Origin of the sequence: Chitinophaga qingshengii, assembly GCF_014529935.1 — a bacterium.
Classification (GTDB): domain Bacteria; phylum Bacteroidota; class Bacteroidia; order Chitinophagales; family Chitinophagaceae; genus Chitinophaga; species Chitinophaga qingshengii.
Genome location: NZ_JACVFC010000002.1, coordinates 631,782 through 645,968 on the forward strand (window position 1 = coordinate 631,782; position 14,187 = coordinate 645,968).

14 protein-coding genes are annotated in these 14,187 nt (G+C 49.2%); 8 read left to right on the plus strand and 6 right to left on the minus strand.

Annotated elements, in window-relative coordinates:
• Positions 1-71 precede the first annotated feature (71 nt).
• Positions 72-764, minus strand: coding sequence for a ribose 5-phosphate isomerase A (rpiA, locus tag ICL07_RS17785; RefSeq protein WP_188089373.1), 693 nt, complete (start codon positions 762-764; stop codon positions 72-74).
• A 199-nt stretch (positions 765-963) separates the two neighbouring features.
• Here rpiA and ICL07_RS17790 point away from each other — a divergent pair, with 199 nt between their 5' ends.
• Positions 964-3,054 (plus strand): chondroitinase-B domain-containing protein, encoded by a 2,091-nt coding sequence (locus ICL07_RS17790; protein WP_188089374.1) that lies wholly within the window; start codon positions 964-966, stop codon positions 3,052-3,054.
• A 149-nt stretch (positions 3,055-3,203) separates the two neighbouring features.
• Here the strand turns inward: ICL07_RS17790 and ICL07_RS17795 are convergent, their stop codons facing one another.
• The gene (locus ICL07_RS17795; protein ID WP_188089375.1) at positions 3,204-4,448 is read right to left on the minus strand and encodes an aminotransferase class V-fold PLP-dependent enzyme; all 1,245 of its coding nucleotides are present in this window, start codon (positions 4,446-4,448) and stop codon (positions 3,204-3,206) included.
• A gap of 112 nt (positions 4,449-4,560) precedes the next feature.
• On the opposite strand from ICL07_RS17795, the gene ICL07_RS17800 reads away from it, so the two are divergent.
• Positions 4,561-5,022 (plus strand): Lrp/AsnC family transcriptional regulator, encoded by a 462-nt coding sequence (locus ICL07_RS17800; protein ID WP_188089376.1) that lies wholly within the window; start codon positions 4,561-4,563, stop codon positions 5,020-5,022.
• On the opposite strand, the gene ICL07_RS17805 is transcribed toward ICL07_RS17800, so the two are convergent.
• The 3 genes from ICL07_RS17805 to ICL07_RS17815 form a co-directional block, all read right to left on the minus strand.
• The gene (locus ICL07_RS17805) at positions 5,017-6,195 is read right to left on the minus strand and encodes an AGE family epimerase/isomerase (RefSeq protein WP_223151966.1); all 1,179 of its coding nucleotides are present in this window, start codon (positions 6,193-6,195) and stop codon (positions 5,017-5,019) included. The genes ICL07_RS17800 and ICL07_RS17805 overlap by 6 nt on opposite strands.
• Entirely contained in the window at positions 6,192-7,574 is a 1,383-nt protein-coding gene (locus tag ICL07_RS17810; RefSeq protein ID WP_188089377.1) for an MFS transporter, read from the minus strand. Before ICL07_RS17810 ends, ICL07_RS17805 begins: the two co-directional genes overlap by 4 nt.
• A gap of 67 nt (positions 7,575-7,641) precedes the next feature.
• A complete protein-coding gene (locus tag ICL07_RS17815) occupies positions 7,642-8,592 on the minus strand; it encodes a YihY/virulence factor BrkB family protein (protein WP_188089378.1) in 951 nt (316 codons plus the stop codon).
• A gap of 114 nt (positions 8,593-8,706) precedes the next feature.
• Here ICL07_RS17815 and ICL07_RS17820 point away from each other — a divergent pair, with 114 nt between their 5' ends.
• Positions 8,707-9,525 (plus strand): AraC family transcriptional regulator, encoded by an 819-nt coding sequence (locus tag ICL07_RS17820; RefSeq protein WP_188089379.1) that lies wholly within the window; start codon positions 8,707-8,709, stop codon positions 9,523-9,525.
• A 57-nt stretch (positions 9,526-9,582) separates the two neighbouring features.
• Here ICL07_RS17820 and ICL07_RS17825 read toward each other — a convergent pair whose 3' ends face one another.
• On the minus strand, positions 9,583-9,783 hold the full coding sequence (locus ICL07_RS17825; RefSeq protein ID WP_188089380.1) for a hypothetical protein: 201 nt from the start codon (positions 9,781-9,783) through the stop codon (positions 9,583-9,585).
• 74 nt (positions 9,784-9,857) lie between these two features.
• Here ICL07_RS17825 and ICL07_RS17830 point away from each other — a divergent pair, with 74 nt between their 5' ends.
• The 5 genes from ICL07_RS17830 to ICL07_RS17850 all read left to right on the plus strand — a co-directional run bounded on the left by ICL07_RS17830 (position 9,858) and on the right by ICL07_RS17850 (position 14,177).
• Positions 9,858-10,400: a dihydrofolate reductase family protein gene (locus ICL07_RS17830; RefSeq protein WP_188089381.1), complete on the plus strand. Its 543-nt coding sequence runs from the start codon at positions 9,858-9,860 to the stop codon at positions 10,398-10,400.
• Positions 10,401-10,501: 101 nt separating this feature from the next.
• Positions 10,502-11,191 carry an alpha/beta hydrolase gene (locus tag ICL07_RS17835; RefSeq protein WP_188089382.1) on the plus strand — a complete coding sequence of 230 codons (690 nt, stop codon included), beginning with the start codon at positions 10,502-10,504 and terminating at the stop codon, positions 11,189-11,191.
• A gap of 168 nt (positions 11,192-11,359) precedes the next feature.
• On the plus strand, positions 11,360-11,992 hold the full coding sequence (locus ICL07_RS17840) for a hydrolase (RefSeq protein ID WP_188089383.1): 633 nt from the start codon (positions 11,360-11,362) through the stop codon (positions 11,990-11,992).
• Between the two features lie 123 nt (positions 11,993-12,115).
• Complete coding sequence (locus tag ICL07_RS17845; RefSeq protein WP_188089384.1) at positions 12,116-13,408, plus strand: alginate export family protein; 1,293 nt, start codon at positions 12,116-12,118, stop codon at positions 13,406-13,408.
• A gap of 19 nt (positions 13,409-13,427) precedes the next feature.
• Complete coding sequence (locus ICL07_RS17850) at positions 13,428-14,177, plus strand: M17 family peptidase N-terminal domain-containing protein (protein ID WP_188089385.1); 750 nt, start codon at positions 13,428-13,430, stop codon at positions 14,175-14,177.
• Positions 14,178-14,187 lie beyond the last annotated feature (10 nt).

Below are 14,187 nucleotides of genomic sequence, written 5' to 3' on the forward strand. Positions count from 1 at the left end.
AGAGATTGTCGGTTGTTTTAAGGGCGCAAAGGAGCGGAGATCATCGCGGAGATGATGCAAAGGAGCGGAGATCATTGCGGAGATACCACCGTAACCCCGTCTTTACCCGCGATGATAGCTTCATGGGCCATTTGGTAAAACAGGGAGGTTTCCAATATACCCGGAATGGTTTTCAACTGTGGATTAATTTCTGCAACCGGGGGAAATGCCGTGAACCAGATATCCAGCAGGAGATTGCCCCTTTCCGTGATCACCGCTCCATCCTTTTTGTTGCTCAGTCGCAGTTGCAGGCGGGCATCGGGATAAAGGCGTTGCAAAGCCTGTTGTACGAAAGACAATGCATCGGGGATCAGTTCTATCACTACCGGCACGGTAGGCAACAGTTTCTGTACGTATTTGGAGCCGTCGCCCACCAGGATAAAACGTGTAGCCATGGCGGCCAACAGCTTTTCCAGGGTATGCACTCCGCCCCCGCTCTTCAGCGCGTTCAGCTGACGGTCAAACTGATCGCAGCCGTCGAAATGGAGGTCCAGTTGTGCTACCGCCGCCGTTTCCCGGACGTTAAAACCGTATTCCTGCAATAGCAGGCGGGTGTTAAAAGACGCAGTGGCTACGGTGATACTTTCCCGTAGCGCCGGTACCGCCGCCAGTTCCTTCACCAGGTGCGCAATAGTACTACCCGCACCCAATCCAACCGCATGACCTTTTTGGATATAGGTCAATGCCTTTTTCGCAGCCTCCGGTTTATAGTCAATCGTTTCCATGCTGTTAAATTTCACCTGAAAGTAACTAAATGCTTCAGGAAGAAATACTTAAAAAAGAGTTTTTTTTATCCGGAGTTTTTTTCTTTTCTTGCGATGCAAACGATTGCATAAATGAACACCATTAGTTATCCTGAAAGACCTGCAGCCCGGCATTGTTCCATCCTCACAAACCCTTCCCAACACCTTTTAAACATTCCACATGCAGAAAAAATTACTCTTCCTGTTTTTGTTATGCTGGCAGACAGTTGCGGCACAAACGCCGGTAACTTCGTTATCAGCCTTACAAACCGCTATTAACAACGCTAACCCCGGAGATGTGATCATCCTGGCCAACGGTACCTACACCAGCACGGCCGATATTTCGATCACCAAACAGGGAACGGCCGCACAGCCTATTACCATCAAGGCCCAATCGCCGGCAGGCGCCATCATTGCGGGTACCGGCGGATTTAACGTAGCCAGTCCCGCGAAATACATCATCATCCAGGGATTTAAATTCACCCATTCCGCCAGCAAAACTAAAACAGGCGCCGGTACCTCCTATTGCCGGTTCACCCGCAACATCTTTGAAACACCCGGCGACGGTGAGAACCTGACTATCGCGGGGAGCAACCATGAAGTAGACTACAACACTTTCCAGCACAAAAACGCCATGGGCCGTTTCCTGGCCATCCGCGGCAGCGGCAGCCAGATTGCCGAAAGCCTGTGGATTCACCACAACTATTTCCTGGACCAGCAACCGCAGACGGGCAACGGCGCTGAAACGTTCCAATTTGGACTCAGCGGCTACAGCATGTCTTCCAGCAACAGCATCGTGGAATACAATCTCTTTGAGCAATGCGCCGGAGAAAATGAAATGATTTCTGTAAAAGCATCAGCGGTAACGATACGCTACAACACTATCCGCGATTGCGCCGCCCAGTTCACCCTGCGGCATGGCAACAAATGTAAAGTGTATGGCAACTATTTCGTGAACACACCTGGCATCCGCATCTTCGGCGATGATCACGTCATTTACAGCAATCACTTTGAAAGCTGTAACCCTGCTATCAATATCGGCAATGGTGATGGCGAAGTAGCCGATGGCTCGCCACTCACCTGTCACGATCGTCCGGACCGCGTACTGGTAGCGTTTAACACCCTGGTCAACAATACCAGCAACATCACCCAATCCGGCCGTACCAACGGTTTGGGCGCCACCTATACCAACGTAGCCTACAACGTTATCCAGGGAGGCAGTAACGCCGCACAGATCGCCGGTCCGTATACCAACCCTACCTGGAAAGGCAACATCATCTACAATACCCCCAACGGCGCTATCCCCAGTGGTGGCTACGTGACTGCCAATCCGCTGGTAGCGCGTGATACCACCGGCACCTTCCACCTGCAAAGTGGTAGCCCCGCCATCGGCGCCGCTATTACGGCCTATCCGGATGTACTGTTCGATATGGACGGTCAGTCCCGCAGCGTTCCCCTGGACGCCGGCGCCGACCAGGTGTCTACCGCCCCGGTTACCGCCAGGATACTCACGCCGGCCATGGTAGGTTATAACGCCAACACCACTCCGCCCGTAACCCAATTCGTGGATATCACCGACAACGGCGGCGTAATCACCGGTCAGTACCCCAACACCACCAAACCTTCCGAAGATATACCCAGCCTGATAGACAACGATATCGCCAGCAAATATTTCCGCAGCGGCAGAACCGCACTGTGGGTGCAGTACAAGTCCAGCGTGCCTGCGGCAGTAACCAAATACACGCTCACATCGGCCAACGACGTGCCTGCCCGCGATCCTAAAAACTGGACGCTGCAAGGTTCCAATGACACCCTCACCTGGACCACGCTCGACAGCCGCTCCGGCGAAACATTCGCCACCCGTGGCCTTACCCGGACTTTCACCTGCAGCAATAGCACCGTCTACCGTTACTACCGGCTCAACATCAGCTCCAATAACGGTGACACAGGAACGCAGCTGGCAGAATGGGAACTGTTTGCACAACAAACCACCGGAGGCCTGATGGCAGCCACACAAAACGATATGCCCGTAACGGTGTATCCCAACCCTACTACCGGGATCTTTAAAGTAAAACTGGACGATAAAAAAAGGAAATCTTACCGGCTGATTGTATTGGACGCCAAGGGCACCCAGGTAGCCGCTACCCTGCTGCCGGAAGATCAAACAAACCGGGAAGCCAATTTTAATCTCACTGCCATGCCAGGCGGCATGTATTTCATCCAGGTGAGCGACGGCTTACATCAAACAACACGCAGTTTGTTTAAATACTAATACCGATGACATGCTTAGCCCCGGGAATAGAGGATGGATCACCATTTGCTCCGTTCCCGGGACTAAGATGCCGACCGGCATTTGGGGAACAAAATATAGTTAATAGAGACTAACAACAGATGAGGCAGACGTCCCATCACTACATAGATTCAGATAATTTCTTTCAGCGATTCAATAAAAAATTCAATTTCATCCGTGGTATTGTAATAATGCGGCGAAGCCCTCACTGCCCATTTCACGCCCTTGTCGTCAAAGTCCAGCACACCAAAGGCGCGGTAACTCGGTACAACATTGATCTTTCTTTTTAAAAGTCTGTTTACAATATTCACCGGATCTCCACCCGCTACATGGAAGGTTACCAGTCCGCCTTGTTTTATTCCCCGGTCCAATACCTTCACCTTATCTATCGACGCCAGCTGGTCCCGGGTGATCGCTGCCATCAGCTGTACCTGTTGCCAGATACGGTCTTCCCCGATCTGCAGGCAATATTCAATCGCCGCTTTGGTACCTACTACCGTAGCATAGGCAAATTCCCAGTCCTCGAAGCGTTTGGCTTCCGGGTGTTGTTTATAGGCGCCTTTTTCCGTCCATTCGGCGCCTCTCATATCAATGAACATGGGCTCCAGACCGGCTTGTAAGGCCTTGTCGCTGATATACAGGGCGCCGGTGCCCCGTGGGCCGCGCAGGAACTTACGGCAGGTAACACTTAAAAAATCGCACTGCAGCTGTTGCACATCCAGTTTCATTTGCCCGGCGCTCTGGCAGGCATCCAGGATATACCAGGTTTTATCCGGATGTGATTTCAGATAGGTGCTGTAGACAGCCGCAATTTTTTGTACCGGTTGCACCAGTCCCGAATTGGTGGGGATATGCGTAATCGCCAGCAGCCGGGGTTTGTAGTAATACAGCTTTTCCAGCAGATCGTTCAGGTCTACCCCGCCAACAGCAGCATTCCTGATGTGAACGATCTTCACCCCGAATCTTTTCTGTAAGGAGAGGAACTGTATCTGGTTAGACACAAAATCATCGCGGTCTGTCAGTATCACATCATCCTTTTCAAAAGGAATAGCGGATAAAGCCCTGGTGTAGGCATCGGTAGCGCTGGCCGTAAAAGCGATGTTAGTCGCCTTGCAGTTGAAGAGCAGTGCACATTGTTCATAGAAGCCGCTGATGGCATCTGCCTGCAAGGCGGCTGCTTCATAACCTCCGATGGCCGATTCCAGGGTAATGTGTTCCAGTTGCGCCTGGGTCACTATATCCGGCATGAGGCCGGAACCGGCGTTGTTCAGGTGCACCACGTGCCGGGTGCCGGTGGTTTCACTTCGGAAGCGGTGTATTTCATCCGCAGAAAAGGCGGTGCTGGCCGGTAGCTGAATAGAGGACGTGTGTATCATACCTGTTCGTTTTTCTACAAGCAAAATTACCAGCGCTCCGAAGACTAATTTTTGCGTTATCGCGTTTTAACCGGCATATTTTGCCTATTTTCCTATCATAAACGGGTAAATTATGTTTCAACTCGATGAATATGATAAAACATTGCTACGCCTGTTGCAGCAAAACAACCGGCTGACAACGGAACAACTCAGCGAAGCAGTGAACCTGAGCCAGAGTGCCGTACAAAGACGGCTGACCAAACTCCGGAACGAAAAAATCATTGAAGCCGATGTGGCGATTGTTTCACCGCTGGCAGCAGGCATTGGCGCCAGCTGCGTGGTAGACGTGGTATTACACGAAGGCAGCTCCAAAGCGATAGACGAATTTAAGCGCGCCATGAAAAGCTGCCCTGAAGTTGCACAGTGTTATTACGTAACCGGCACCTACGACTTTGTATTGATTGTACACACCAGGGACATGGCTCATTTTGAAGCCTTCTCCAAAAAACATCTCATGGATAATAGTAACCTGAAACATTTTTATACCCATGTGGTGATGGACAAAGTGAAGGTGAGCTACAACGTAGCGTTATAGCCGTTTCATGATCTCCATACAGGCGCGGGCGTTATGATAGGGACATTTCCATAATCCGGCTTTGTCCTCTTCCATTACAGTACCGTCTTCCCGGATACCCCAGTACCATTCGCCCTGCGCTTTGTCCAGCAAGTGTTTTTCGGTGAACCGCCATACCTCCGCAGCTCTTTGCAGGAACCTGCCGGAGGGTTGCAGTTGCCAGGCATTCACAAACCCCACGATGGCTTCCGCCTGCGGCCACCAGTGTTTTTCCGCCACCGTATGCCGGGTTGCCGGTTCATATTCATACCACAGGCCACCGTCACGGTCCAGCCCTTCTTCGGTAGCCAGCGCCATTTTCAGCGCCATCGCCCTGAAAGTGGCGATCAGCTCCTGGTTCTGTATTACCTGCGCCGCTTCCAGCAATAACCAGCTGGCTTCTATATCATGCCCGTAGGATACCGTATGCCCCTTTACCTGCCACTGCTCTTCAAAAAAAAGATGCAGATGCCCGCTCTTGCGGTCAATGATACGGTCTTTGAACAACCGCAATAAATCCTGGATATTCTTTTTCAGCGTACTTTCCGGCCACACCGTATATAGGTTGGCGTAAGCCTCCAGTATATGCAAATGAGTGTTCATGGTTTTCTTTTCGTTAGCGTCCTTTTCGCTGAGGCGCTGATCAGCCAAAGGTTTCCAGTCGCGCGTAAATGCCTCCAGGTAGCCACCGTGCCGGGGATCATAACTGTATTGCTGCAGGTTGTTGTACAAACGGATGGCAATAGCGCGTGCCGGTTCTTCTTTCGTAACCCGGTAATACTCGCTGTAGGCATAGATCGCAAAAGCGATCGCGTAGGTTTGTTTTTTGGTTTCCAGTGGCTGCCCCAGGTGGTCTACCGTCCAGAAAACGCCACCATGGACGGTATCCAGCAGCTGTTCCCTGAAGTAGGTTTCTGCCCGGCGCGCTACCGGCAAAAGGGAAGCATCTCCCAAAAGATGATAGGCAGCGGCGAAAGTCCACATAATACGTGCGTTTAGCACAGCGCCTTTAGGCGCCAACCGGTCTGGTGTATTACTATGATCTATCTTGCCATAAAAGCCACCCTGTTGTTCATCCGGCAGATATTGTTTCCAGTAATGCAGGATACGGTGTAATTCGGTTTGTAACGCCTGTTTCAATTCGTGTTGCATCATGAGTGAAGTTGTTGTTTGCGGACTGCCAGTTCTTTGCTGATAAAGGCGATGCGGTTTTCCGACAAAGGATATAAAACAATAAAAAGAATAGACAATAAAGATCCGGCAGCAGGCAGCCAGCTTAACATCAGCACAATGCCCTGCTGGGTTATGTGTTGTTGTGTACTGTTGGCCTGAAAACCAAAATACCCCAGCAACCAGCCGGTGAGCGCACCACCGATAGTCCAGCCGAATTTTTGCGACATGGAGGAAGAAGAGAAAATGAGTCCCGTTGCCCGCCGCCCGTTTTTCCATTCGGAATAATCTGCAATATCGGCATACATAGACCATAACAGCGGAAACACCATACCCGCGCATATACTGATGATCAGCTGAAATACATAAATAAGTACCAGCTGTTCTTTTTGCAGCCAGTAAAAAATAATGCTGCCTGCCGAAGCGATGATCATCGCTCCCAGGTAGGTGTTCTTTTTACCGATACGGTTCCCTACCGGCGATGCCAGCACCACGCCGAGGATATTGGCGCCCTGGCCAATCAGCAGGTAAAGTGTGGAATAAGTGACTTTTGTATGGCCCAGTTGAAAGGCAGCATCCTGCCGAATAAAATATTTGAAGTAATAGAGCGTAGCGCCATCGCGGATAGAATTGAAAATCAGCGCCGCCATACCGGCGCCCAGCAATATCCACCAGGGCTTATTTTGCCACAGATCACGCAGATCGTTCTTCAGGGAAGAAGACTGTTCCCCGGCTGACTGTACCCGTTCCTTCACCCAGGCGAAACATAACAGAAACAACCCTACGCAGATCAGTGCGATCACCATCACGCCCAGCTGCCAGCCGCGCTGCGGAGAAGCGCGTTCGCTGAAGAGGTCTACCATTGGCTCAATAAGCGCTACGGCAAATAAACTGCCACCGAAAGCAAACGCCATCCGGAAAGAAGCCAATGTATTCCTTTCACGGCCATCAGCCGAAATAACACCCAGCAAAGATGCATACGGCACATTGATCAATGAATAGATCATCATCATGGCGGAGTAGGTAATGTAGACATAGATCAGTTTACCGGTGGGACTGTAATCCGGCGTTGTGAAGGTTAGTACGCCGATTACGCCGAAAGGTATCGCCATATAAAGCAGATAAGGCCGGAATTTCCCCCAGCGGGAGCTGGTCCTGTCGGCTATGGCGCCGACCACCGGATCGAAGAGGGTATCCCAGATACGGGTAATAAGGAACATGGTACCTGCGGCCGCCGCGGTAATGCCCATGATATCAGTATAAAAAAACAACAGGTACATGCCGAACAGCTTCCAGAACATAGAAGAAGCCATATCGCCAAAACCGTAGCCGATTTTCTCCCGGAGCGTAAGTTGGTTGTCCATAACGTGGTAATAAAGCTGGCTGTTTGTCAGGCAGCATTATCCCCCCAAATTACATTTTCTCTAAAAATTATTTATCTAATTTGTTGTCCGGATTTTCAGCGGCGGGTTTTAATTCATAATGTACCGCATGTTGCAAGGTGCGGATAGGCATTCCTATATGCGATGACCAGGCATTGGTGAATGCCGCTCCGAAGTAGAAGATAATGGAAGAATAAAACATAAACAGCAACAGCAGCACCGTAGAGGCAGAAGCGCCGTACAAGGTATTGATACTGCTATAAGTGAGTAATACTTTCAGGACAATTTTGCCGATGCTGAAAAGAATACCGGTCACCAATGCACCCACCATACCTGGTTTCAGGCGTGGCCGCCCATCGGGGATAAAATAAAAAACAAGATAAAACCAGATGGTGACAATCAATACCGACAATACATAGTTGAGTGTACTGTTGTAATAAGAAGCCAATGCCGGCAGATAAATACTGATATACTTTCCCAGGAAAGCCTGCGCCGCTTCCGCAATAATATCAATGAGAAACAGCAGTCCCGCAAAAAAAATCACCAGCACCCCTCTCAGCCGCGATAACATGATCTGCCCGAAATTAGCCTTGTGCACCTGTTTGATTTTCCACAATTCGTTGATGGAACCTTTAATGATCCTGAACAAGGTAGTAGCTACGAACAACAGAAAGAGAAATCCGGCGATACCGATGACCCAGTTTTGGGCGATACCCCGGAAAGCCCGCAGCGTTTGTACAATCGCCTCCGCAGTTTCAACGCCAAACAACGCTTCCAGCTGCATAGACAAACGCCTGCCCGGATGTTCGAGGCGGAAAATCATCCGCAACAGCTGAATGAGAATAACGAGGATAGCCGGTAATGCAAACGTGGTAAAAAACGCGGTAGCCCCCGCCAGCCGCAACGGATCATTAGCCTGTAAAGACTGATAGGCATCTTTAAAGGACAGCAGCAGGAGACGCCAGTAAGGCGGCCGTTTTGTTGTTGTAATATCACCCATGTTTGAAACCCGATCCGTAATTACTACATTTACGGTGTAACCGCAAACGCAAATATAACAGAAAAAATCAAGGCTGTCGTGGCGAACAGCTTCATCCAAACTGAAATACGGATCATGAAGGCAACGGTACAGCAGCCCTGCGCAGAACTGAAAGATGCGATTGACTATTACTGGTACCATGAAACACCGAAGCTGCAACAGTCGGTGTATAACATCCCTTTTTTACACCAGGAGCTGGTCATCAATCTGGGCGGCGCTTTTACGATGACGCCACAGGGACAGGACCCGTTTGCCTATAGCCGTTCCGGTGGTATATCCGGTCTGTTTTCACAACCGGTGATGACAAGGGTATCCGGTCACTATAAAGCTATCGGTATCCTGTTTAAACCTTTTGGACTATACCGGTTGTTTGGCTTATCCGCTGCTATGCTGCAAGCAGGGCCATTATCCGGCAATCAGCTGTGGGGAGCGTTTACCGGCCAGCTGGTAGAACAACTGGAGGCGCAGCCTTCAGCAGCAGAGAAGTTAAAAACGCTGGAACGTTTCCTGCTGGCGCATGCGCGTCCTCATGTGGTACCTTCCGTGATCACAGACCACAGTCTGCCTGTAAGCCTGACGCGGGGGCATATCAAAACCCTGCAACAAGCACAGCAGGTGTCTCCCAAAAAATATATTCAACAGTTTCAACAAGCGGTAGGCAGTACGCCTAAAAAATATATCCAGTTACAACTGATCAATGCCTCATTGGCGCAGATAGCCGATAATCCCGCGATACCACTCACCGAAGTGGCTTACGATAATGGATTCTACGACCAGGCGCATTTTATCCGGGTGTTTAAATCATTTGCAGGTATGACACCGTTGCAATATAAGAAGGCCGTACAGGCAGGATTGGTACAGGTTTCTTTTCCGAATGCTATCATTCAACGATAAAAAGGCCACGGGATTCCCAGTAGGCATAGGTTTCATCTGACATGCCGCAGGCGCGCATCATACCGGTAAGATCTTCCCCTTCCATACTCCAGTCCACCGCGCTATCTGCCCATCTTCATAATTTTTCACCGCATAACATTTCCCCTTTGCGCACACTTCCCTCACCACGGCAGCCTTCGCATCTGCTATCTTGTCTACCTCTCCGGAAGCCGCCAGCCACCGGCGAAAGATATCCTCTTTTAACTCCGTCAGTTGCATATTATTTTTTTCATTTCGTAAGGTCGGAAAATTTTATACAATTTTTTGTATTCGGCGTTGCCGAATTTTGCGATATGAAAAGAAAAGTAAACCTATACATCGCCATTAGCCTGGACGGTTACATCGCGGATGAAAACGGACAACTGGAATGGCTGACAGGATTGCCCAATCCGGAAAAAACGGATTATGGATTCGCTGATTTTTTTGCTACTACGGATACAACGCTGCTGGGTTATAAAACCTATGCACATATTTTAGAGCTGGCAGACACTTATCCACATCCGAACCACGCCAATTATGTGTTTACGCGCAGCGAAAGACCGGCAGCGCCGCATGTTACCTTTGTACATGGCGAAGATATTCCTGGTTTTGTACAACAGCTGAAAGCACAGCCGGGAAAGGACATCTGGCTGATAGGCGGCGGTGAACTGAATGCGGTAATGCTGGAACATGATCTCATTGATCACATCACACTGCATATTATGCCGGTGGCATTGGGTAAAGGCAGACCATTATTTGCCGACAAAGCCTTTGAAAAACAGTTTACAGTAGAAGGGACGAAGATGTATCAAAGTGGCGCTATTGAAACGATGATGACGATTACACCAGCTGAATAGAAAACAGCGGTTATGACTGCGGTACTACAACATTCCTGCTGGTTATATTGTTAAGAGCATTCGTGTTGAATTGATACGCATCAACACAAAAATTATTCAATATGACAATAAAAAATGTAGTACTCGTACATGGGGCATTTGCCGATGGCTCGGGGTACAAAGGTCTTTATGAAAACCTTACCCGTCAGGGTTATAACGTGAGTATCGTACAAAATCCATTGACTTCCCTCCAGGATGACGTGACGGCTACTCACCTGGTATTGGATGCACAGGATGGCCCCACGATACTGGCAGGCCATTCCTGGGGCGGAGCGGTGATCACCGAAGCGGGTAATCATCCCAAAGTAGCGGCCCTGGTATATATCGCTGCCTTCCAGCCGGATAATGATGAAACTGCCCTGCAATGGTTCCGGTCTGCCCCGCCGGCACCTGAAAACGGTATATTACCGCCGAATGAAAAAGGTATCGTCTATTACGATAAGGCAAAGTTTCACGCCGGTTTCTGTGCAGACCTGAGCGAAGATGAGGCAGCTTTTATGTACGCTTCACAAGGAGCCTTTTATGGCGAATGTTTCCTCACTCCTATTACTGCTGCTGCCTGGAGAAACAAACCCTCCTTTGGTATTGTGGCGACCGACGACAAAAGCATCCACCCCGATATTCAACGCAATATGTATCAGCGCTCCAATACGAAAGTCACTGAAATCAAAGGCAGTCATGTTGTTTATATCTCCAGGCCGGAAGATGTAGCTGCTGTGATTACGGAAGCAGCGCGACAGGTATCCAACTGATTTCATTTATATCCTTTGAGCCCCATTTACGATCACCGTAAATGGGGCTTTTCATAATATTACGAAATACCGTAAATAACTCAGCTTCTCTTTTTTATTTATAATATTGATTATCAATTATTTGTAAAAAGGCATCCGAATTGACTTACCCGGACAAACTATTTACAAATGAAACCATCTACCAACTTATTGTCGCCCGACAATCATGCGCTTATCCTGATCGACTATGAAGGACAAATGGGTTTTGCCACCAAAAGTATCGCCTTAAGCGAGCTTAGGACCAACACCGCTATCGTTGCAGGAGCTTCCAGGATTTTTAATGTACCAACCGTTGTGACAACTGTAGCAGAAGAATCTTTTTCAGGACCTGTATTTCCAGAGATCGAAGAATTTTATCCACAGGCTACTTCCGGTTACATTGACCGCACCACAATGAATACCTGGGAAGATGAAGCAGCCTACAAAGCCATTACCGGCAAAGGCAAAAAGAAACTGGTGATGGCCGGTCTGTGGACAGGTGTTTGTATCGTAGGCCCGGCATTGTCTGCGCTGGAAGAAGGCTACGATGTATATGTGATCACAGATGCCTGCGGCGATGTAAGTGCGGAAGCACACGAACGTTCTGTTCAACGCATGATACACGCAGGTGTAAAACCGGTCACGTCTATTCAATACCTCCTGGAGTTACAACGTGACTGGGCCCGCCAGGAAACCTATAAGGCCGTTACCGACCTGATGAAAAAATACGGTGGCGCCTATGGTATCGGTATCCATTATGCCCACAATATGCTGAAACACTAAGCCACCAGTTAAAACCTGTTCCAATTGCCTGTCAAACGCCTTCCCCGTCCCATTGGACTTTCTGTACTTGTTATTACCTGTCTTTTATCCGTTACCCGGACAAAGGGGCAAAGTTTTAAACTCATGCGCTTCGATGAAGATTATTCAAATTTCAGCGACTCTACCCCTCATCTCTACCGGAAAATAAAATACCACCGCTTATCAAAAGATGGCAATACGTATGCTTCATTTGGTGGTTCAGCCAGGTTAGAGTATGTAGATTTTAACAATGAAGACTGGGGCAGGCTGGGCATTGGGCACAATGGTTTTCTCCTGCAGCGTTATGATCTGCACGCGGATCTGCATCTGCAAAATAGTTTCCGGTTTTTTACACAGATCAGAAGCGCCTGGGAAAGTGGCCGAAAGAATGGGCCTCGTCCTATTGATGAAGACCATCTGAATATACAGCAACTCTTTTTTGATACTAAAGTCATTAACCGGAATGATCAAACACTCACTATCCGTGCAGGAAGGCAGGAATTGGATTATGGGAGTGGCAGGCTTATTTCCGTAAGGGAAGGTCCTAACCTGAGATTGTATTTCGACGGTGCCAAACTCATGTACACCACGCCCAAATGGAGTATCGATGGATTTGTGATGATGGCCGATACTATCAATACAGGTGTATTCGACAATAAATCAAGCAAAGAAGTGAATCTCTGGGGCGTATACAGCAAAACCATCTTTCCTGCATTTCCCAATGTAGATCTGTATTACATCGGCATCAAAAGAAACCTTTCAGTATTTGAAGAAGGGCCCGGCCGTGAATTGCGTCACACCATCGGCACCAGAATCTGGCGATACGGAGGAGGGTTTATCTACAACTTCGAAGGCGCCTATCAATTCGGCTCTTTTGGCAATGGTCGTATTAGTGCCTGGACCGCCTCCGTAGAAGCGGGATATCTTTTTGAGGACGTATCCGGTAAACCATCCATTAACCTGCGTAATGATTATATCTCAGGCGATCGGCACAAGGGAGATGGCAATCTGCAATCATTTAATCCGATTTATCCCAAGGGCGGGTATTTCGGGTTTAGTCCGCAGATCGGCCCGGTGAACCTGATAGACCTGCATCCCTATGCCACCATCAATATAGGCCGGAAGATGCTCGCACAGGCAGACATCGTGCTAAACTGGCGCTACTCATTGCAGGATGGTATTTACCGGCCCGGCGGAGGTTTCAATCTGCCGGGAGCGACCTCCCGGGAAAGACATATCGGCACAGCCTATCTCGCCAGCATTGTATACAGTATGAATACATACATGTCCCTTAACTGCGGCCTTCAATATTTTAAGACCGGTGCTTTTATCCGGGATATGACAGCATCCCCCAAGGATGGTTTATTCATTAATACAAGACTCAGTTTCAAGTTCTAGCATACAAAAACGAAACACCATGAATTCAACACGCATCACCCGTTATCACAGGAAGCTCGTCACTTTGGCGGGTGCTATTCTCTTTTCCCTGCATTCCATTACAGCGGCAGCACAGCATACCGATAGTAGCATCAAACCCTCGCCCATAGGCACTAGCCGCGTGTGGGGCAAGATAGACGGCTTATCCATTATAGGCCTGGTGCAGGGTCCCTCCGCTGCAGCAGCGCCGTTGCAGATCGCCTGTGTATTTGAATATACGGAAGGAGACATCTTTCATCCTCCCGCCTTACCAGCAGCCCTCAATGGTATGGTACATCTGGACCAGGCCCTCAAAGGTCAGATCACCGAATTGAGAAAAGGCGGACAATTCACCGGTCATTACCTGGAAACCATACTGATCACACCGCCCAAAGGCGCCATGAAAGCCCCTCAACTGCTATTGATAGGACTGGGAGACCGGAATCATTTTGATGCAGATATGATGATCACGGTAGGCGCCGTGGCACTCCGGGAAGCTATCCGGATCGGCGTCTCCGGTTTTTCATTTGCCAGCGACATTAAGGATGCCGGTATTGATTCCCCCACAGCATTGGTAGCCGGTAACGTGACCAAAGGCATTATCAAAGCCTATCACACACAACGTTACCTGCAACAGCATCACCTTGCGCCCGTAAAACCGGTGACCAAAGCCATCCTGCTTGCAGGGCCCGCATTTTTTGAAACTGCCGGAGAAGGTATCAAAGAAGCCATTGCCTCCTTTCACCAATAAAACCGCCTAT

Coding starts and splice junctions, on each gene's coding strand:
- rpiA (WP_188089373.1), bottom strand. CDS start 764: ATGGAAACGATTGACTATAAACCGGAGGCTGCGAAAAAGGCATTGACC.
- ICL07_RS17790 (WP_188089374.1), top strand. CDS start 964: ATGCAGAAAAAATTACTCTTCCTGTTTTTGTTATGCTGGCAGACAGTT.
- ICL07_RS17795 (WP_188089375.1), bottom strand. CDS start 4,448: ATGATACACACGTCCTCTATTCAGCTACCGGCCAGCACCGCCTTTTCT.
- ICL07_RS17800 (WP_188089376.1), top strand. CDS start 4,561: ATGTTTCAACTCGATGAATATGATAAAACATTGCTACGCCTGTTGCAG.
- ICL07_RS17805 (WP_223151966.1), bottom strand. CDS start 6,195: ATGATGCAACACGAATTGAAACAGGCGTTACAAACCGAATTACACCGT.
- ICL07_RS17810 (WP_188089377.1), bottom strand. CDS start 7,574: ATGGACAACCAACTTACGCTCCGGGAGAAAATCGGCTACGGTTTTGGC.
- ICL07_RS17815 (WP_188089378.1), bottom strand. CDS start 8,592: ATGGGTGATATTACAACAACAAAACGGCCGCCTTACTGGCGTCTCCTG.
- ICL07_RS17820 (WP_188089379.1), top strand. CDS start 8,707: ATGAAGGCAACGGTACAGCAGCCCTGCGCAGAACTGAAAGATGCGATT.
- ICL07_RS17825 (WP_188089380.1), bottom strand. CDS start 9,783: ATGCAACTGACGGAGTTAAAAGAGGATATCTTTCGCCGGTGGCTGGCG.
- ICL07_RS17830 (WP_188089381.1), top strand. CDS start 9,858: ATGAAAAGAAAAGTAAACCTATACATCGCCATTAGCCTGGACGGTTAC.
- ICL07_RS17835 (WP_188089382.1), top strand. CDS start 10,502: ATGACAATAAAAAATGTAGTACTCGTACATGGGGCATTTGCCGATGGC.
- ICL07_RS17840 (WP_188089383.1), top strand. CDS start 11,360: ATGAAACCATCTACCAACTTATTGTCGCCCGACAATCATGCGCTTATC.
- ICL07_RS17845 (WP_188089384.1), top strand. CDS start 12,116: ATGCGCTTCGATGAAGATTATTCAAATTTCAGCGACTCTACCCCTCAT.
- ICL07_RS17850 (WP_188089385.1), top strand. CDS start 13,428: ATGAATTCAACACGCATCACCCGTTATCACAGGAAGCTCGTCACTTTG.